The 16,933-nt window shown below is 62.5% G+C and carries 22 protein-coding genes and 1 tRNA gene; 8 read left to right on the forward strand and 15 right to left on the reverse strand.

What is annotated here, in order from left to right:
* Positions 1 to 6 precede the first annotated feature (6 nt).
* From AC0L7I_RS15260 to AC0L7I_RS15275, 4 genes are all read left to right on the forward strand, one after another.
* On the forward strand, positions 7 to 282 hold the full coding sequence (locus AC0L7I_RS15260; RefSeq protein WP_473397284.1) for a metal-sensitive transcriptional regulator: 276 nt from the start codon (positions 7 to 9) through the stop codon (positions 280 to 282).
* A 64-nt stretch (positions 283 to 346) separates the two neighbouring features.
* Positions 347 to 1,015, forward strand: a complete 669-nt coding sequence (locus AC0L7I_RS15265; protein ID WP_473397285.1) for a DsbA family oxidoreductase — start codon at positions 347 to 349, stop codon at positions 1,013 to 1,015.
* A complete protein-coding gene (locus AC0L7I_RS15270; protein ID WP_473397286.1) occupies positions 1,016 to 1,807 on the forward strand; it encodes an enoyl-CoA hydratase/isomerase family protein in 792 nt (263 codons plus the stop codon).
* 2 nt (positions 1,808 to 1,809) lie between these two features.
* Positions 1,810 to 2,253 (forward strand): methyltransferase family protein, encoded by a 444-nt coding sequence (locus AC0L7I_RS15275; protein WP_473397287.1) that lies wholly within the window; start codon positions 1,810 to 1,812, stop codon positions 2,251 to 2,253.
* A 3-nt stretch (positions 2,254 to 2,256) separates the two neighbouring features.
* Here the strand turns inward: AC0L7I_RS15275 and AC0L7I_RS15280 are convergent, their stop codons facing one another.
* The 7 genes from AC0L7I_RS15280 to AC0L7I_RS15310 all read right to left on the reverse strand — a co-directional run bounded on the left by AC0L7I_RS15280 (position 2,257) and on the right by AC0L7I_RS15310 (position 8,472).
* Positions 2,257 to 4,095 (reverse strand): ABC transporter ATP-binding protein, encoded by a 1,839-nt coding sequence (locus tag AC0L7I_RS15280; RefSeq protein ID WP_473397288.1) that lies wholly within the window; start codon positions 4,093 to 4,095, stop codon positions 2,257 to 2,259.
* A complete protein-coding gene (locus tag AC0L7I_RS15285) occupies positions 4,019 to 5,143 on the reverse strand; it encodes an inositol monophosphatase family protein (protein ID WP_473397289.1) in 1,125 nt (374 codons plus the stop codon). The genes AC0L7I_RS15280 and AC0L7I_RS15285 overlap by 77 nt, the downstream gene beginning before the upstream one ends.
* Positions 5,130 to 6,476: a TldD/PmbA family protein gene (locus AC0L7I_RS15290; RefSeq protein WP_473397290.1), complete on the reverse strand. Its 1,347-nt coding sequence runs from the start codon at positions 6,474 to 6,476 to the stop codon at positions 5,130 to 5,132. Before AC0L7I_RS15290 ends, AC0L7I_RS15285 begins: the two co-directional genes overlap by 14 nt.
* 44 nt (positions 6,477 to 6,520) lie before the next feature.
* Positions 6,521 to 6,907, reverse strand: coding sequence for an MAPEG family protein (locus tag AC0L7I_RS15295; protein WP_473397291.1), 387 nt, complete (start codon positions 6,905 to 6,907; stop codon positions 6,521 to 6,523).
* 77 nt (positions 6,908 to 6,984) lie between these two features.
* Positions 6,985 to 7,260, reverse strand: coding sequence for a hypothetical protein (locus AC0L7I_RS15300; RefSeq protein ID WP_473397292.1), 276 nt, complete (start codon positions 7,258 to 7,260; stop codon positions 6,985 to 6,987).
* Positions 7,261 to 7,385: 125 nt separating this feature from the next.
* On the reverse strand, positions 7,386 to 7,694 hold the full coding sequence (locus tag AC0L7I_RS15305) for a hypothetical protein (RefSeq protein WP_473397293.1): 309 nt from the start codon (positions 7,692 to 7,694) through the stop codon (positions 7,386 to 7,388).
* A 64-nt stretch (positions 7,695 to 7,758) separates the two neighbouring features.
* Positions 7,759 to 8,472 (reverse strand): fused DSP-PTPase phosphatase/NAD kinase-like protein, encoded by a 714-nt coding sequence (locus AC0L7I_RS15310; protein ID WP_473397294.1) that lies wholly within the window; start codon positions 8,470 to 8,472, stop codon positions 7,759 to 7,761.
* Positions 8,473 to 8,626: 154 nt separating this feature from the next.
* Between AC0L7I_RS15310 and AC0L7I_RS15315 the strand changes: the two genes are divergently transcribed.
* Genes AC0L7I_RS15315 through AC0L7I_RS15325 form a run of 3 tightly spaced genes read left to right on the forward strand, consistent with a single transcriptional unit; the run spans position 8,627 to position 9,915 of the window.
* A complete protein-coding gene (locus tag AC0L7I_RS15315) occupies positions 8,627 to 8,998 on the forward strand; it encodes a DUF6249 domain-containing protein (RefSeq protein ID WP_473397295.1) in 372 nt (123 codons plus the stop codon).
* A 31-nt stretch (positions 8,999 to 9,029) separates the two neighbouring features.
* Positions 9,030 to 9,554 (forward strand): RNA polymerase sigma factor, encoded by a 525-nt coding sequence (locus AC0L7I_RS15320; RefSeq protein ID WP_473397296.1) that lies wholly within the window; start codon positions 9,030 to 9,032, stop codon positions 9,552 to 9,554.
* 13 nt (positions 9,555 to 9,567) lie between these two features.
* Positions 9,568 to 9,915 carry a hypothetical protein gene (locus AC0L7I_RS15325; protein ID WP_473397297.1) on the forward strand — a complete coding sequence of 116 codons (348 nt, stop codon included), beginning with the start codon at positions 9,568 to 9,570 and terminating at the stop codon, positions 9,913 to 9,915.
* Between the two features lies 1 nt (position 9,916).
* Here the strand turns inward: AC0L7I_RS15325 and AC0L7I_RS15330 are convergent, their stop codons facing one another.
* The 7 genes from AC0L7I_RS15330 to AC0L7I_RS15360 form a co-directional block, all read right to left on the reverse strand.
* Positions 9,917 to 10,504 carry a Maf family protein gene (locus AC0L7I_RS15330; RefSeq protein ID WP_473397298.1) on the reverse strand — a complete coding sequence of 196 codons (588 nt, stop codon included), beginning with the start codon at positions 10,502 to 10,504 and terminating at the stop codon, positions 9,917 to 9,919.
* A gap of 4 nt (positions 10,505 to 10,508) precedes the next feature.
* Positions 10,509 to 10,727, reverse strand: a complete 219-nt coding sequence (gene infA / locus AC0L7I_RS15335; RefSeq protein WP_045654549.1) for a translation initiation factor IF-1 — start codon at positions 10,725 to 10,727, stop codon at positions 10,509 to 10,511.
* A gap of 103 nt (positions 10,728 to 10,830) precedes the next feature.
* The gene (locus tag AC0L7I_RS15340; RefSeq protein ID WP_473397299.1) at positions 10,831 to 11,307 is read right to left on the reverse strand and encodes a UPF0262 family protein; all 477 of its coding nucleotides are present in this window, start codon (positions 11,305 to 11,307) and stop codon (positions 10,831 to 10,833) included.
* Positions 11,300 to 12,604: a histidinol dehydrogenase gene (gene hisD / locus AC0L7I_RS15345; RefSeq protein WP_473399165.1), complete on the reverse strand. Its 1,305-nt coding sequence runs from the start codon at positions 12,602 to 12,604 to the stop codon at positions 11,300 to 11,302. The genes AC0L7I_RS15340 and hisD overlap by 8 nt, the downstream gene beginning before the upstream one ends.
* 4 nt (positions 12,605 to 12,608) lie before the next feature.
* Positions 12,609 to 13,061, reverse strand: a complete 453-nt coding sequence (locus AC0L7I_RS15350) for a DUF2948 family protein (RefSeq protein WP_473397300.1) — start codon at positions 13,059 to 13,061, stop codon at positions 12,609 to 12,611.
* Between the two features lie 9 nt (positions 13,062 to 13,070).
* Entirely contained in the window at positions 13,071 to 14,351 is a 1,281-nt protein-coding gene (murA, locus tag AC0L7I_RS15355) for a UDP-N-acetylglucosamine 1-carboxyvinyltransferase (protein WP_473397301.1), read from the reverse strand.
* A 149-nt stretch (positions 14,352 to 14,500) separates the two neighbouring features.
* A complete protein-coding gene (locus AC0L7I_RS15360) occupies positions 14,501 to 14,674 on the reverse strand; it encodes a hypothetical protein (protein WP_473397302.1) in 174 nt (57 codons plus the stop codon).
* Between the two features lie 42 nt (positions 14,675 to 14,716).
* On the opposite strand from AC0L7I_RS15360, the gene AC0L7I_RS15365 reads away from it, so the two are divergent.
* A tRNA-Thr gene (locus AC0L7I_RS15365) sits at positions 14,717 to 14,791 on the forward strand.
* A 122-nt stretch (positions 14,792 to 14,913) separates the two neighbouring features.
* Here AC0L7I_RS15365 and AC0L7I_RS15370 read toward each other — a convergent pair.
* On the reverse strand, positions 14,914 to 16,932 hold the full coding sequence (locus AC0L7I_RS15370) for an alpha/beta hydrolase family protein (protein ID WP_473397303.1): 2,019 nt from the start codon (positions 16,930 to 16,932) through the stop codon (positions 14,914 to 14,916).
* Position 16,933: the final 1 nt, after the last annotated feature.

A 16,933-nucleotide genomic window follows, 5' to 3' on the forward strand; every position in this document is an offset into this window, starting at 1 on the left:
CAAACCATGACACCCGACACAAGAGACAAAGCCGCCAAACGCCTTGCCCGGATCGAGGGACAGGTGCGGGGCGTCGCGAAGATGGTCGGCGAGGACCGCTATTGCGTCGACATCGTGCGGCAGGTGCAGGCGATCAAGGCGGCACTGGCGGGACTCGAGGGACTGATTCTCGACGACCATATCGCGACCTGCGTGGAGCATGCGCTGGAGGGCGATGATCTCAAAGCGCGGCGCGAAAAGGTGGAAGAACTGGTCGCCTTGCTGGGCGGCCGGAAGAAGTAGGATGAACGAGCATAATTCCGCGCGGATGATTGCGCGAGGCAGCCCCCGGGCTTAGGCTGGCGACATGACAGTTGTTGTGGAAATGGTTTCGGACCTGGTCTGCCCGTGGTGCTGGCTGGGACTTCGCAGGATCGAGGCGGCGCGCAGGCTCGCCCCCGAGGTGGACGTGCAGCTGGTTTTCCGGCCATTCGAACTGGACCCCACAATCCCGGCGGCGGGCGTCGACTACAAGGCCTACATGAAGGACAAGTTCGGCGGATCGGACGAGAGCCGCGAACGCTCCGGCAAGATGCGCCAGGCGCTGGTCGACTATGGCGAAGCCGAAGGCATCCCCTACCAGTTCGACAAGATCACACGGCGCCCGAACAGTTTCGACGCGCACCGCGTGGTGCGCTGGGCGCAGGGACAGGGCAAGGGCGCCGAAGCCAAGGAGGCACTGTTCAAGGCCTTCTTCGAGGACGGACGCGACATTGGCGACCATGACGTCCTGATTGACGTGGCGCGGGACATCGACCTCGACGCAGCGATCGTGGCCGACCTGTTGAAGACCGACGCCGACGTGCAGGCCGTGCGTGAAGAGGCCGAGGCCTTCCGACAGATGGGCGTGAGCGGCGTGCCGACCTATATCGCCAATCGCGCGGTGGCCGTCCAGGGCGCCGAGAGCGCCGAGAAGCTGGCGAAATTCCTCAAGCATGCGGCCGCGCAATTGCCGCAGGAACGCCCGGCCGGTTGAATGGGCAATCTTGTCAGCGTCACGCGCGAAGGCCGGATCGCAACTGTCAGGTTTGACACCGGCAACCGGTCGAACGCGCTGAGCCAGAAATTGATGCGGGAGCTGACCGAGACAGCGCAGGGCTTTCATGATTGCCCCAATATTTCCGCCGTTATCCTGGTCGGACGCGACGACCAGTTCTGCATGGGCGCTGACCTGAAGGACCCGGAAGGCAATACGGCAGCCCAGTTGCCCCTGAGCCAGCGGCGGGTACAGCTGCGCCGGGGGCCGCGCATGTGCCAGGCCTGGGAAGATATTGACGCGCTGACCATATGTGCCGTCGAGGGCTGGTGCGTCGGTGGTGGCACAGCGCTGGCGACAGCGTGCGACCTGCGCGTGGCGGCGACTAGTTCGACCTTCTACGTGCCGGAAGTCGAGCGCGGCATGAACATGAGCTGGGGTTCCATCCCCCGCTTCGTGGCGCTGGTCGGCCCGGCCCGGACCAAGCGCATCGCGGCGCTGTGCGAAAAAGTGGATGCGGCGACGGCGCTGGCCTGGGGCCTGTGTGACCATGTCGTTCCGGCGGGAGCGGCGCTGGCCAAAGCGCGGGAGATTGCCGAAGCGGCCGCCGCGCTGCCCCCGACAGCGCTGAAAAGCGTGAAGCAGGACGTGAATGTGGCGGCGCTGGCGCTGGCCCGGGCGACCGGCCACCGCGACCTTGAAACCTTTGCCCTGCTGCAACAATCTGATGACTTCAAGGAAGGCGTCAGCGCCTTCCTGAAAGGCCGCAAGCCCGACTTCACCGGAGATTGAGCATGACCTGGCTGATCCCCCCGCGCCTCCTGCTGGCCCTCTCGCTGCTGATGATTCTGGTCCACTGGCTAGCGCCGCTGGCAACGGTCGTGATGCCACACTGGAACCTGATCGGCGTCCTGTTTATGGCGGGCGGGTTCTGGATGGGACTGGCGATTGCGCGGCGGTTCCGCAAGGTGGACACCGAGATCAATACGTTCAAGACGCCGCGCAAGCTGGTAACAGACGGGCTGTTCGGGATGACGCGCAACCCGATCTATCTCGGCATGACGATCTTCCTGATCGGTCTCGCCGTGTTCCTCGGCACAGCCAGTCCCTGGGTCGGCCCGGTCGTGTTCTTTCTCGTGGCCAATGGCTGGTATATCCCGGTGGAGGAACGCAATGCGGCAGAGCATTTTGGTGCAGATTATGCCGCGTACCGTACGCGCGTGCGCCGCTGGCTGTGAGGCCTAGCTGAGCTGAAGGTCGACGAGCCGGCGATAGGCCCCGTTCTTTTCCATCAGCGCGGCATGGGTGCCGTCCTCGACGGCGCGGCCGTCTTCCATGACGATGATCCGGTCGGCTTTGCGGACGGTGGAGAGGCGATGCGCGATGATCAGCGTTGTGCGGCCCAAAGAGAATTTGGCGAGCGCGTCCTGCACCCTGGCTTCGCTTTCGGCATCGAGGGCAGACGTGGCTTCATCGAGCAGCAGGATCGGCGCTCCGCGCAGGATGGCGCGGGCGAGCGCGACGCGCTGGCGCTGGCCGCCGGACAGGTTGCGACCCATTTCTCCGGCGGGAGCGTCATAGCCGCCCGGCAGCTCACGGATAAATTCGTGGGCATGTGCGGCCTGAGCCCCCGCCTCGATTTCGGCATCACTCGCACCAAGGCGGCCGAGGGCAATATTGGCGCGGATCGTGTCGTCGAACAGGGCGGCGTCCTGTGCCACCAGGCCCATATGGGCGCGCAGGCTGGCGCCACTGACATCACGGACATTCATTCCGTCGACGGAGATGGCACCACTGGTTGGATCGTACAGGCGCAGGAGCAGGTTGAAGACGGTGGACTTGCCTGCGCCGGAAGGCCCGACAAGGGCCACGGTCTCGCCGGGCCGGGCCGTAAAGGACAGGCCCTTCAGGGCCTCTGTGCCGTCAGGATAGGCGAAGCGCACGTCGTCGAATGCAACAGCGCCTGTGACCTTGCCGATCGGCTGGGCACCGGGCGCGTCGGCGATTTCCGGTACGGCATCGGTGATCTCGAAGACACGGTCCGCGGCGGCGCCGCCTTCCTGCGCAACCGAGTTCAGCGTGCCCAATGCCCGCAGTTCCGGCGCGGCGACGGCAATGGCGCCGACAATGCCGACGAAATTGCCCAGCGAGGTGTCGCCCTGCGCAATACGCCATGCGGTGAGCGCGAGGATTCCGACCAGGGCGAGGCCGCCGGTGATCTCGAGGATCGGGTCGACGGCGGCGCGGTCTGTAAGCACTTTGAGGAACAGGCGCGAGCGTTGGGCAAAGCCGCGTCCGGCGCGGGCCTTCTGGTAGTCCTCGAGGCCATAGGCCTTGACGACGCGGGCCGACTGGAAGGCCTCGCCGAGCAGCGACGTCACTTCGCCGATCTGCTGCTGCGACTGGCGCGAGCGCTTGCGGACCCGGTTGCCGAGGGCGAGCACCGGCGCGAAGGCGATGGGATAGATGAAGAGCAGGACGAGGGTCAGTTTCCAGTCCATGACAAGCATGGTGATGAACACACCGATAACCGTCAGCACGCCCTTGGTGAGATTGTTGGCGATTCGCAAGGCAGCATCGCGCAGGGCGTTCACGTCATTGATAAAGCGCGAGACGAACCCGCCGGACGCCTCGGCCGCGATGCGGGCAAAGTCGCCGTCGGTGAGCGCGCTGAACTGGTCGTTCTGGATATCGACAATGGCGCGCTGGACACCGGTATTGTTGAAGATCGTCATGCCGTACAGGGCCAACGAGCGGACGATGGCCGCAACGCCGATAATGCCGATCAGCCACCAAAGCGACGTCGGCACCGCCACCTTGTCGGGCCCGGCGAGCGCTTCGAGGCCTTCGACAACGAGTTTCAGGAGATAGCCATAGGACGCCGCCGCGACGGACGTCAGCGCCGCGCACAGCGTTCCGGCCACGAACCAGCGCCAGTGTGCGGCGAACCGCTCCCGGCCAAGCCGCGTCAGGGCGCCAGAGCGACGCGCCGGTTTGGCCGGATCAGACGTGATGGTGTTCCCCCGTTTCCGGGTCGAGCAGCCGGTGGGCGTGGAGAATGAAATAGCGCGTCTCGGCACTGTCGACCGTGCGATGGGCCGCCGCTTTCCAGGCGTCATAGGCTTCCTTGTAGGATCCGAACGCGCCGACGAAGTCCATTTTCGAGAGGTCTTCGAATTCGACTTGGTTTACATCCTTCAACTCACCGCCGAAAACGATGTGAAGAAGCTGTTTGCTGGCCTTTGGGGCTTCACTCATTTCTACTGGCTCCGTCGTTACATCTGGTGCAGCCGTGGCCACTTTTTCCTGTGGATCAGGTATACCCACAAATCCTGACCGGCGCACTAGCAGAGGATGCAAGCCTTTGCCAGACGCGATGATGCTACGTTGTACAGGCACAGCCCGGTTAAAGCATAAAGGCTCGCCCATATGGGTTGTCGCGATGCCGCCTGCTTCGCCAACCAGAATGGCCCCTGCGGCAAGGTCCCAGTCGGACTTGTGGCTCAGCACCAGCGTGGCATCCCAGGCACCGGACGCGACTAACGCCATGCGCAGAAGCGTGGAATTGGGCTTCGGACGGGGCACGGTGACAGCGGGCCAGGGCTCCGGCCAACCCTTGTGGTTTAGCATTTCTTCAGCAGCGATCAGGCGACAGCCTGCTTCGGCGCGGCACTCGGAAACCCGGATGGCTTCGCCGTTCAGGTAGGCACCCGCGCCGAGACGGGCCTCATAGAGCTGGCCGAGCGCCGGTGCATACAGCACCCCGGCAACAGCCCGGCCTTCCTCGACGATGGCAAGGCCGACGCACCAGTTCGGGTCGCCACGCATATAGGCGCGGGTGCCGTCAATCGGGTCGACAACCCAACAGCGGTCTTTCTGGCGAGCAGCAGGATCGTCGAGCGTCTCCTCCGACAGCCAGCCATATTCAGGCCGGGAGGACGAGAGGCGCAGGTCGCAGAGCCGGTTGACCGCCATGTCGGCTTCGGTGACCGGGCTGCCGCCTGTCTTTTCCCAGGCGCGCGCAGACTGGCCTTCCAGCGTGTAGGACAGCGCCAACTGGCCAGCCTCAATCGCAAGGCTGCGCAGCGTGACCATGTCTTCGACAAGCGTACGTTCAGCTGCCGGCAAGACTCATGTCCTCGACGAGGATGCTGGGCGCGTCGCGCGTACCGCGGAATTCAAGGTCGGACGCCGGGATGAGGCGTGCAAAGATCGCTGGCAGGTCGCCCGCAATGGTTACTTCAGACACGGGATAGGCAATCTCGCCATTCTCGAACCAGAAGCCGGCGACTCCGACCGAATAGTCGCCTGTATTCGGATTGATCGATGGCCCGAACATATCCGTGACCATCAGGCCCTTGCCTGCCTGTGTCATCAACTCGGAGGGCGTCTTCTCGCCGGCCTGAAGATAGAGGTTCGAGGTGGTGACGCCCGGCGGGTCGCCGAAACCGAGCGCCGAGAAACCGTTCGGCTTGAGGCCGAGCTGGCGGGCCGAGGGGCCATTGAGCAGCCATTCGGTGAGGCGGCCATCCTCGATCAGGTAAGTCTCTTTCACGGGCAGGCCTTCACCGTCATGGCAGCGCGAGCCCATGCCCATGGGGCGGAACGGATCGTCGATCACGTTGACGCCTTTGGCGAACACCTGCGTGTCCATGCGGTCTTTCAGGAAGCTGACGCCGCGCGCGATGGACGGACCTGAAATTGCACTCATAAGCGCCCCGAGCAGGCCGCTGGCCACACGCCGGTCATACAGGACGGCAGCTTTCTGTGTTTCGAGCTTGCGGGCGCCGAGGCGGGCAATCGTGCGCTCGCCAGCAGTGCGGCCGATCTGTTCGGCAGTCGGACGGTCGGCGGTGTGGCGCACGGACCAGCTTTCATAATCGCGTTCCATGGCGCCGTCTTTTTCGGCAACCGAGGCCAGACCCAGGCTGGTGCTGGTGCCGGTCTTGTAAGCGGCAAAGCCGTTGGACGCGGCAACCCAGCGGCTGGACCGGTTCCAGGAGGCACCGCAGCCGGCGACCGTCTTGATGCCCTTGACCGCAAGCGCAGCGGCTTCCGCTGCCAGGGATTCGCTTTCGAGCATCTCGGCGGATATCTCGGGTTCGCCCGAAAGGTCCATGTCGAGCGGACCCATCGCGAGTTCGTTCGCGTCCGGCAGGCCGCAATACTTGTCTTCCGGCACGGCGCGGGCCATCGCGGCGCAGCGGGTGGCGAGGGCGTGGAGCCCGTCGGTGGAGAGATCGGAGCCGGAGACGTGCGCCTGACGCTTGCCGAAAAAGGCGCGAAGAGCGACGCTTGTGCTTTCCTCGCGCTCGATGCTTTCCATCTTGCCGTCGCGGACGGAGACGCTGACGCCCTCGGCTGCGCCGATACGGGCATCTGCTGCGTCGGCGCCTGCCTTCAGGCACTGGTCGATGAGGCCGGCGAGCAAATCAGCCGGAGGAGTCTTGAATTCAGCCATACCGGCTAGATGGACCGCCCCGCCGGGCCGTGCAACCAGTCAAATCAGGCAAGCGCGTGATAAATCAGCATGGCAGCGATGGCACCCATGGCTGTCCATGTCAGCACCATGCCGAAAACACGGGCCGGCAGGATCGTCCGCGACAGGCCGATGGCATGCAGGACGCGGCCGAATGTGAACGTGCCGCCCAGAATATGAATCCAGAGCGCAGGAATGCCCATATAGGCTGCCGTCACCAGCCCGACGAGCATGGCGGGGATGTATTCAGACGCATTGCCATGGGTGCGCGTGCGCAATTCAAGCTCGGCGATACCGCCGGTTCCGACCGAGACCTTGGCTGTCTGGCGCATGAATACGACGCGTGACGACAGGTAGATCAGCAGCAATATGTTGATACCGACATAGATGGCGGCGGCTTCCAAAGGTGGCATGGTTCACTCCTCCCAGAAAAAATGCCGCCAGACGAACTCCGGCGGCATTGAATAAATTCCCCTAAATCGATGACCCGTCAGTCGTCGCGGCGGGCATCCGGCAGGCGATCATTGATGTCGTCGCGGATATCCATCAGCGTGACGATCAGGCCGCACACCAGGCTGGCGGCGATCCAGCCACCGGCCGTGAAGATCGCAAAGTCAGCAACCTGTGCCAGTCCGCCAGTCAGGCTCAGCATTTCATTGCTGAATTCACCCTTGTTGTAGAGGCCGAGTGCGATGCCGGCGACGATGATCGCAATATAGGCCACATAGACCATGATGCGGAAACTGTTGATGATTAAGAACTTCATGGGTGTCCCCTTCCTGTTGCGGTGCCGAATTTAGGCAGATTAGCGCGTGCCGTCACGCAATTACACGTATGAAACGAAGTTCGGGGCCGGAACGGTGCGGATTTGCATCAGGCCCGGCGGGCCATCTACTCCTTTGGTGGTGCCAGTTTGCAGGTGAACATGTCATTGACGACAGCCGCAAACTGAAGCTGGTCTTCATTGCTCAGCGACGTGACGAAGGTTTCGACATCGCGTTTTTCGCGCCCGATCGATTGGGCCGTGCGCTTGAACAGTTCCGGATCAAGCTTGGCCTCCATGGCGTCGGCGATGCAAGTACATGTCCCGGGGTTCTCGCCACCCGTCGTGCAGGCGGTCACGATTGCCTTGTTATCGCTGTTGCCGCTGCAGGACGCGAGCAGCGTCAGCGCCACTAGGGACAAGGCAAGGTGGCGCATTCTGGCGGCTCCGCAATCTGGTTCGTCGCGGAGCCAACCATGAATCTTGAGTCAGGGGAAGCGGCTATTCCCGCCCTATAATCTTGTCGATCTGCACTTTCGTGCCGAAGGATTCGAGGAAAGTCGCCTTCACCGCGAGCCGGTCATAGTCTTCTGCGACCCAGTCGAGAAAGGGTTTCCAGTCGCCGGGCGCCCTGCCCTCATTGAACTGCGCGTAGGTATCAAAGAAGGCGTCCAGCATGCCCGTCTTGCCGTGCTTGATGTGCAGGTACTTGAACGACAGTTGCTCGCGCGCCTCGGCGAATGGCACCTTCTCATGTAGCAACTTGTACAGGACCGCCATCAGGCCGGCCCTGTCCGCGCCGGATTTGCAGTGCATCAGGGCCGGGTATTCGATCCGCGCGAACAGGTCGCGGGCGCCGAAAATGGCTTCCTTCGTGGGCGTGTCACGGGAAAAGACCTGGAAATCGACCAGCTCGATGCCGACCGCCTCGCAGGCCTCCTTTTCCAGCAGGTAATAGCCCTTGGTGCTGGCACCGCGCAGGTTGAGGATCGTGCGGATGCCGCGCTCGCGCGCATGGGCAATGACCTGATCCGGCGAGGGCTGGTTGGCGCGCCACATGCCCGGGCCGAACTCATGCAGGTTGCTGAACGCCGCGCGCAGGAAGCCATGGTCGCCCCAGACAAGCTCGCGCCGCGCCCGTTTGCGTCCGGACGGCGTTGTGAGATCGGGCGCCACATGCGGGCGTTTTTTCGATTTGGGCGTGAGTTTGACCATGCTGCCTTCGCGATTACAGGGGTGCCCCGCTGCCTGCAAGCAAAGGCGGCAGCAAGTTTTTTCCAACGCGGCTGCATCCAAACGGGGGGCTGACCGCATCCTACCCATGAAGCCGGGCAAACGGATCCGGTGAAACTGTGAGAAAGACAACAAAATGGAAGACGTCCTCGTCCCTATCGTCCTGTTTTCTGTCCTGCCGGTCTGTATCTGGCTGGTCAGCCTGTTCAACTACAAGAAGCGCCTGACGGCCCACGAAACCGTGCGCCATGCCATCGACAGCGGCCAGACCATCTCGCCTGAACTGATCGAGAAAATGTCGCTGCTGGTCGACCCGATCCGCGCGGACCTGCGCCGCGGTGTGCTGTTTATCGCCTTTGGCGCCGCCTTCGCGGTGCTGGGAATCATGGTCAGTTTTGAAGACAGTGAAGCGGTCATGCCCATGTTTGGCGTTGCAGCGTTTCCGGTTTTCCTCGGACTGGCCTATCTTGGCCTCTGGGCATTCGGTCATGGCCGCAAATCGGCCTGATCTCTGGATCGTCGCTGCGGGAGGCAACGACATGCGCACCGACCCTGACCTGGCAGCAGATGCCGCACGCGGCAACGACAGCGCGTTCGCCGAACTCGTGCGGCGCCACCAGGCCAGGGTGAGGGGCATGTCCCGGCGCCTTACCGCCTCGTCCGGCGATGCAGACGACATCGCCCAGGCGACCTTCCTGACCGCCTGGCAGAAAATCGGCACCTATGCCGGAGGCACGTTCGCCGCATGGGTCTGCACGATCTGTTACCGCGAATTCCTGCAGGTGCGGCGACGCCAGAGACCGGAGATCGAGTTTGACGAGACGGCGGAGATCATTCCCTTCGACCGGACGATGGCCGACACAGGCGACAAGATGGACCTGTCGCGCGCCCTCGCCAAACTGCCCGAGGCCCAGCGCATCTGCGTCACGCTCTGTGTCGCCGCCAGCCTGAGCCACAGGGAAGCTGCAGAAGCGACCGGGTGGCCGCTTGGCACCGTGAAATCCCATGTGACGCGCGGCGTGGCCGCCCTTCGCAAACACCTTGCCGCCGATCAAGTGGCGTGATGGAGTAGAGACCATGCGAGACGAAGACACATATGCCGACCTGACCGCCCTGTTCGCCGCCGAAGACCGCGAACACGAGGCGAAGCCCTTCGTGGACCAGGTGATGGGCCGTATCCGGGCGCAGGCTCGCGTACGAAAGCTGCTGCTTGTCGTTGCCGGATTGGGCGGCGCCCTCCTTGCCGCGTCGCAATTGCCAAAACTTCTGGCCGATTCGGTGGGCCTTGATGCGTCGCTGACAACCTCGATCATCGAAGCGCAGAACGATGTCACCGCACTGGCCAGCGCTAATCCGCTGTGGCTGGGTATTGCTGCGATTGTGGGGCTGAGCCTCGCCGCCGTGGCAACGATGGAGCGGACCTAGATCAATCCGGCTTGGCCCGCCAGCCCATGCCTTCGAGCAGGGATTTGGTTTCATAGAGTGGCAGGCCGACAATCGCCGTGTAGCTGCCATTGATGTGAGTGATGAAGGCTCCGGCCATGCCCTGGATGCCATAGCCGCCTGCCTTGCCCTGCCATTCGCCGCTTGCGACATAGGCGGCGATCTCCTGATCGGTGAGGCGTTTCATCCTGACCCGCGCGAGGACGGTGCGAGACTGCAGGCGGCCGTCCGGCGCTTTGACGGCAATCCCGGTTATGCACTGGTGCGACCGGCCAGACAGCAAGCGCAGGAAGGCTTCGGCTTCGGCCGCGTCCTCGGCCTTTTCCAGGTTCCGTGTGCCAAGCGCAACGACCGTGTCAGCCGCCAGCACAAAGCCGTCCGCTGCGCACGCCGCCGCCTTTTCGCGGGCGAGGCGTTCGGCCAGCGCACGCGGGGACTCGTCCTTGCGGCGCGTTTCGTCGATGTCGGTGGGGGCGATGCGGGCCGGGACGATGCCGATCTGGGCAAGCAGGTCCCGCCGGCGCGGACTGGCGCTCGCAAGGATGAGCGGCGCGTGTCCGAAGCTCGCCACGGGTTTACTTGAAGCGGTAGGTGATGCGACCCTTGGTCAGGTCGTAGGGGGTCATTTCAACCATGACCTTGTCGCCGGTCAGCACGCGAATGCGGTTCTTGCGCATCTTGCCCGCTGTGTGGGCGATGATTTCGTGTTCGTTCTCGAGTTTGACGCGGAACGTCGCGTTCGGCAGCAGTTCGACGACCGTGCCTTCAAATTCAATCAGTTCTTCTTTCGACATGAAGTCTCCAAATTCAGAGCGGTCCGTTGCGCCGCCGAAACATATGTAGGGCGCGCCATAGCCCTTTGCACAGATTCCGGCAAGCTTGGAAGCTGAGCCTTGTTTAGCGCGTCTGGCCCGCATGCAGGGCGCAGATCAGGGTAAACAGGCGCCGGGCGGTGTGAAAGTCGATATCAACCTTGCCTTCCAGCCGCTCGGCCAGGAGTTCGGAGCCCTCATTGTGGATGCCGCGCCGGGCCATGTCGATCGCCTCGATCTGGTGCGGTGACTGGGTCCGGATGGCATCGTAATAGCTGTCGCAAATCATGAAATAATCACGGATCACGCCCCGGAACGGCCCCATCGACATGATGAACGTGTGCACATCGTCGCCCGCCTCGTCGCGAATGGCGAAAACCAGCTTGCGCTCGACTTGCGAGAGGCTGAGCGCATAGGGACCGCGATCATGGCCAGGCAGGGCGAAACTGTTTTCCTCGATCAGGTCGAATATGGCGACGCGGCGCTCATGCTCTGCGTCCGGGCCCGACGCACCAAGCGTATCGTCGTCAATGTTGACGGATATCAGGCGGTTGTCACCCATCGCCCCCACCCCGGTTGGTACGGATCGAGATCGAACGCGCATGGGCCGGCAGGCGTTCAGCTTCTGCAAGCCGCATCGCTGCCGGGGCGAGCGCGGCAAAGCCATCGGCGCTGGCGCGCTGGACGCTCATGCGCTTCAGGAAGTCGTAAAGACCGAGGCCGGAGGCAAAGCGCGCCGCCCGGCTGGTCGGCAGCACGTGGTTCGACCCGGTGACATAGTCGCCGAGCGCCTCCGGCGTCAGGTGCCCGAGGAAGACTGCACCCGCATGACGGATCAGGGGCAAGAGGGCATCCGGATCGGCGATGGCGAGTTCAAGGTGTTCGGCAGCGATCCGGTTTGCAATTGCTGCGGCCGTTTCAAGATCAGGGACCGTGATGATGGCACCGTGGCGTTCCCATGAAACGCGCGCGCGTTCGCCCGTCGCCAGTTCTTTCAACTGGTTTTCCACAGAGAATTCCACAGCCTTGCCCACAGCCTCTTCCACAGTGATCAGGATCGACTGGCTGGAGGGGTCATGTTCGGCCTGGGACAGCAGGTCGGCAGCCACCCAGTCCGGGTTGGCCGTATGGTCCGCGATGACCAGGATTTCCGACGGCCCGGCAATGGTATCGATGCCGACACGGCCGAAGACCTGACGTTTGGCTTCTGCCACGAAGGCGTTGCCGGGACCGACAATCTTGTCGACGGGCTTGAGGCGACCCGCCCCGAAGGCCAAGGCGCCGACGGCCTGAGCGCCGCCGATGGGGTAGAATTCATGGACACCGGCCTTGAGCGCGGCATAGGCAACGGCGGGGGCGAGTTCGCCACCGGGCGCTGGCGCGACCATGACGATGCGTTCGACACCGGCGATCTTGGCGGGAACCGTATTCATCAGCACGGATGACGGATAGCTCGCGCGGCCACCGGGCACATAGACGCCGACGCTCTCCAGCGCCGTCCAACGCCAGCCGAGTTCGACCCCTGACGCATCCACGAACATGTGATCTGACGGTCGTTGCGCGCTGTGATAGGCGGCGATCCGGTCGTGCGCGAAATCGATGGCTTCGCGCAGGTCCGCCGGGCAGTCCGCCGCGAGTGCGTGCAGGTTCACATTGTCGGATTCCAGCGTCGCCGGGTCGATCTGCAACTCGTCATACTTGGCGGTGTAGTCGGCGACCGCCTTGCCGCCATAGATTTCGACATCGTCCAGGATCTTGCGCACGATGCTGGCAACATCATGCCCCGTTCCGCGATCTTCCGCGAGGAAGTCGGCAAATTCGCCTTTGAAAGATGGCGCCTCTGAATTGAACTTGCGCAACACGTTACCGCCGCCTTTGTTCGTGGCTCGGCAGGTTGCGCGTCGGCCAGACATAGTCGCTGTCGAGCAGGGTCGCGTCGAGCACTTCAACATCCAGCGTGATTTCGCCGTCGCCTGCAAACAGCAGGGTCACGCTGCCGCCGGGCGGTTCTTCGGCAGGCGTGAAGGTGGCCGCAAGCAGGGAGAGGATCATTTCCGGGTCGGCCTTGGTGACGGCGCGTGTCTTCGCGCCCAGCACGCCATCAAAGGCGAGCAGCGAACGCACACGTGCGCCTTCTTTCTGGCGCGGCTGGCCTGCTTCCCAGCGGAACCGGTTCAGCTCCAGAGAGAAGCGATGTTTTTTCGCCTCGTATTTCAGGCTGCCAGCCTTCACGACCGAGTCCTGAACCGCCGCTGCAATGACCTGAAGGTCCTCGGCCGTTTCGGCCAGGAGACGCAGCGCGTGTGCTTCGGACATTGTCGCCCCTTATTCGTCCTCGCCTGACAGGCGCTGGATATTGGCGCCGCAGGCATTCAGTTTCGCTTCCAACCGCTCAAACCCGCGATCCAGATGATAGATACGGTTCACCACAGTCTCACCCTGTGCGGCAAGCCCCGCAATGACAAGTGAGACAGACGCACGCAAGTCTGTCGCCATGACCGGCGCGCCGGTCAACTGAGGCACGCCTTTGACCACGGCCTCCTGGCCACGAACATTTATGTCGGCGCCAAGGCGGGCCAATTCCGGCGCGTGCATGAACCGGTTCTCGAAAATCGTCTCGCGAATGATGCTCGTGCCATCGGCCAAGGTCATCAGGGCCATGAACTGGGCCTGCAGGTCGGTCGGGAAACCCGGGTGCGGCTGTGTCGATACACTGACAGCCTTGAGGCGCGTACCGTTGCGGCGAATGCGAAGGGTGGATGCCGCCTCGTCTGCATCGACCGTGACGCCGGCTTCGCGCAGCTTGGCAATCATGGCGCCCAGCGCCTCGACTGGCGCGCCATCCAGCGTGACATCGCCGCCGGCTGCTGCGGCCGCCATGGCATACGTGCCCGCTTCGATCCGGTCCGGCATGACGGCGTGCGTCGTGCCGTGCAGTTTCTCGACGCCGGTAATACGGATCGTAGACGTGCCAGCTCCGCTGACCTTTGCGCCCATGCTGTTCAGGCAATCGGCGAGGTCTTCGATCTCGGGCTCACGCGCAGCGTTTTCGAGGATGGTTTCGCCCTTGGCCAGGGTCGCCGTGAGCATGGCGTGCTCGGTGGCGCCGACGCTGGGCATGGCAAATACGATATGCGCGCCCTTGAGGCCCTGAATGGCGGCGGCCTTCACGTAGCCGCTCTCGACTTTCAGGTCCGCGCCCATGGCTTCCAGCGCCTGCAGGTGCAGGTCGACCGGGCGTGCGCCGATGGCACATCCGCCGGGCAGCGAGACTGTCGCGTGGCCCGAGCGGGCAATCAGCGGACCCAGCACATTGAAACTGGCGCGCATTTTCCGCACCTGTTCATAGGGCGCGATCGTGCTTTTCAGTTCGGCCGCGTTGAGGTGGCAGGTCAACTCGCCCTTCGGCCAGTAGACTTCGACGCCCAGTGTTTCGAGCAATTGCGCAAGGAAACGGGTGTCAGCCAGGCTCGGCATGTTGGTGAGCGTGATCGGTTCGTCGGTGAGCAGGCACGCCACCATGAGCTTCAGCGCCGAGTTCTTGGCACCGGAAACGCGAATGCGGCCATTCAGCTGAGCGCCGCCAATGATGTTCAATCTGTCCATGGCGCGCACTTATAGAGCGGTTCACGGCGCGGGAAAGGCGGGAATGTGGAACGGTGTGGCGCAAATGCAGATTTCCTGCGACCTCGCCGCCGCAGGAAAAGGGGATCATCCGCACGAGCAAACCGACTCTGCGCGCGATTCCGGCCAAATCACCCGGATTTTTGACCTGTGGCTGGCGGCCTGTCGTCTTGTGGCTTGCGGCTGGCGGCCTTGCGGCGCTTCAGGTTCGCCCGCAAGGCTTCAGCGCGGCGGGCGACTTTTTCAGGGTCTTTCGGCTTGTGTGACATTTCCTGCAGCTTTTCGCGGTTAAACGGTCTTTTCATCTCGCAAGGCATAAGCTAAAGCCGCGACTTGCAAACGGCAACGCCGCGGTAGCTCAGTGGTAGAGCGCGTCATTGGTAATGACGAGGTCGGGAGTTCAATTCTCCCTCGCGGCACCATCTTCATAGTCCCACATAGTCAAACGCCCCGGCGCCTGGGCACCGGGGCGTTTGCCGTTCTTGTCTTGCCCTTCGGGACCAGTTTCAGCTGAACGGCCCTGCGCGCGGCAAACAATCCCGTGTTACATATTGCACTTGGTTGTCAGGAAGCGCTCGATCTGGTTCAGGATGTCACCCTTGTGCTCAGGCAGCCACTTGTTCCCCTGGTGCCCCATTTGCTTGTACACGATGAACTCGCTTTCAGGCTGCCGGCTCTTGATTGCATTGTAGAATTCGCGGCTGTGGAAGATTGGCACACGGACGTCGTAGTCACCATGGTAGAGCAAGATTGGAATGTTCACCTTGTCGGTGTTCTGTTGGGGATCCATGCCATCAACCGTGTCGCCCTGCACGATACGCTGGATGCGGTTGTCGCCCCATTCGTTCGCCAGCTTGGCGAGGTTGCCCACGCCGGCGCCTGCGATGGCACACTGGTAAGGGCTGTTCGACCGGACGGACGCAGCGATTGCAGCAAACCCGCCATATGAATAGCCGTGGATGGCGATCTTGTCGGCATCGACATAGCCCTGCGAAACGAGCCAGGCCGCGCCATCGTCCTTGTCATCCTGCATCTTCTGGCCCCACTCGCCGTCGCCGGCCAGCCAGAGTTCACGCCCCCAACCCGAGCTGCCACGATACTGAGGCTGCATGATAATATAACCACGGCTGGCGAAATACTGTGTCCAGCCTGACGAATCGAAACCGGCATAGTCACGCGCCCACGGGCCACCATGCGGCACGATGATAGCGCCCTTAGCCTTGTCACCTTCCTTGAAGCCCGCCGGATAGGTGATCAGGGCAGGAATCTTCATGCCGTCGCGAGCCGTGTAGTAGACGAAATCACCCTTGCCGAGTGAATCCTCATCGATCCACGGACGCTGTGAACCGATCACAGCCACTTTCGACTTGTCGACCAGCAGGTAATAGGCCGGCGGCGAATTGGGCGCCGAGACCTGGAACAGGACGCGATTGCGATCTGCCGTATAATCGCTCAGCGAGACATGCTTGCCCGGGAACGCCGCATCAAGTCCGTCCTGAATGCCCTTCATTTCGGGATCCAGCCAATAGTCCGTGCTTGTCGCGCCAGCATATGTAAAGCCGATAAGATCCCCAAAGTCTTGTGCGCGCCGCGAGAAGATCAGGTTCGAAATGTCGAATTCGGGATGGGCGAGCACGGCGGTATCGCTGAACGTGTTCGCGCCCGCATCGTAAAGGTAGACTGATGCCTTGTCCGAGAACTTGTCGGTAATGACGAAATACTTACCTGTGCCATTCTGGCGACCAACAACATTCATTGTGTAGCGATTGGCAATCTCGGTCGTCAGCGCGTCTGCGCGATTGAACTTGCCGTTGGCATCCGGAAGGCTGACATATTGCCGCCAAGCGCCGCCCTCATATTCCAGTTCCGTGCGAGCAACCGGCATGCCGTCCCTATCGGAAATCTGGATCGCTTCCGTGGGTTTGGCTTTGTAGAGGAATTTTTCACGGCCATTGGACAGGTCGTGAGAGAAATAGCTGGTGCCGTTCTTGGTCGATACGCGCGAAATCACGACCTTGGTCGGGTCCAGCGGCAGGAGTGACTCAGTTTGGGTTTCGCCCGTGAGCTCGAAGCAACGCAACGTGTCCTTGTTGGCACCGATCTCGGCCCGGCCATCGGGCAGGTCATCGATCTCCGTGATCTTCTCATTCCCCATATAGGCTTTCACAAGATACTTTTTCGTCGCGCCCGTGTCGCGGCCTTCGCCGCAGCCATACAGCGCGCCGATATAGGGCTGGACCGTGTACCAGATTGACTTTTTGTCCTTCAAAGCCGCAGCGGCGTAGAATGTTGTTTTCCCGCTATTTGGCGTAATCGCCGTGGGCACGAGTGGCTTGGTCGCATCAATTTCGCCGGAAAGGTCCCAATAGGCTGCAGCGGTTGTCTCGCCATCCTGCGAAGGATCAGCGATGACACCGACCAGCATGTCGCCCTCAAGCGACATTGAGACACTTGAAACACTAGGATATTTGGAAAAATCTTCGCTTGAAACAGGCTCGGCGTGCGCAATCAGGGCGCTGGCAATAAGCGCGGCATATCCCACCGCGACGAAGCGTTTCAACATC

The sequence above is a fragment of the Hyphomonas sp. J20-32 genome (assembly GCF_055808555.1).

Bases quoted from the DNA above. Each gene is read 5' to 3' on its own strand.
- AC0L7I_RS15360 (WP_473397302.1), bottom strand. From the start codon at position 14,674: ATGAAAAGACCGTTTAACCGCGAAAAGCTGCAGGAAATGTCACACAAG.
- AC0L7I_RS15295 (WP_473397291.1), bottom strand. From the start codon at position 6,907: ATGCCACCTTTGGAAGCCGCCGCCATCTATGTCGGTATCAACATATTG.
- AC0L7I_RS15315 (WP_473397295.1), top strand. From the start codon at position 8,627: ATGGAAGACGTCCTCGTCCCTATCGTCCTGTTTTCTGTCCTGCCGGTC.
- murA (WP_473397301.1), bottom strand. From the start codon at position 14,351: ATGGACAGATTGAACATCATTGGCGGCGCTCAGCTGAATGGCCGCATT.
- AC0L7I_RS15350 (WP_473397300.1), bottom strand. From the start codon at position 13,061: ATGTCCGAAGCACACGCGCTGCGTCTCCTGGCCGAAACGGCCGAGGAC.
- AC0L7I_RS15300 (WP_473397292.1), bottom strand. From the start codon at position 7,260: ATGAAGTTCTTAATCATCAACAGTTTCCGCATCATGGTCTATGTGGCC.
- AC0L7I_RS15310 (WP_473397294.1), bottom strand. From the start codon at position 8,472: ATGGTCAAACTCACGCCCAAATCGAAAAAACGCCCGCATGTGGCGCCC.
- AC0L7I_RS15270 (WP_473397286.1), top strand. From the start codon at position 1,016: ATGGGCAATCTTGTCAGCGTCACGCGCGAAGGCCGGATCGCAACTGTC.
- AC0L7I_RS15370 (WP_473397303.1), bottom strand. From the start codon at position 16,932: ATGTTGAAACGCTTCGTCGCGGTGGGATATGCCGCGCTTATTGCCAGC.
- AC0L7I_RS15290 (WP_473397290.1), bottom strand. From the start codon at position 6,476: ATGGCTGAATTCAAGACTCCTCCGGCTGATTTGCTCGCCGGCCTCATC.
- AC0L7I_RS15275 (WP_473397287.1), top strand. From the start codon at position 1,810: ATGACCTGGCTGATCCCCCCGCGCCTCCTGCTGGCCCTCTCGCTGCTG.
- AC0L7I_RS15340 (WP_473397299.1), bottom strand. From the start codon at position 11,307: ATGGGTGACAACCGCCTGATATCCGTCAACATTGACGACGATACGCTT.
- AC0L7I_RS15305 (WP_473397293.1), bottom strand. From the start codon at position 7,694: ATGCGCCACCTTGCCTTGTCCCTAGTGGCGCTGACGCTGCTCGCGTCC.
- AC0L7I_RS15320 (WP_473397296.1), top strand. From the start codon at position 9,030: ATGCGCACCGACCCTGACCTGGCAGCAGATGCCGCACGCGGCAACGAC.
- infA (WP_045654549.1), bottom strand. From the start codon at position 10,727: ATGTCGAAAGAAGAACTGATTGAATTTGAAGGCACGGTCGTCGAACTG.
- AC0L7I_RS15265 (WP_473397285.1), top strand. From the start codon at position 347: ATGACAGTTGTTGTGGAAATGGTTTCGGACCTGGTCTGCCCGTGGTGC.
- AC0L7I_RS15260 (WP_473397284.1), top strand. From the start codon at position 7: ATGACACCCGACACAAGAGACAAAGCCGCCAAACGCCTTGCCCGGATC.
- AC0L7I_RS15325 (WP_473397297.1), top strand. From the start codon at position 9,568: ATGCGAGACGAAGACACATATGCCGACCTGACCGCCCTGTTCGCCGCC.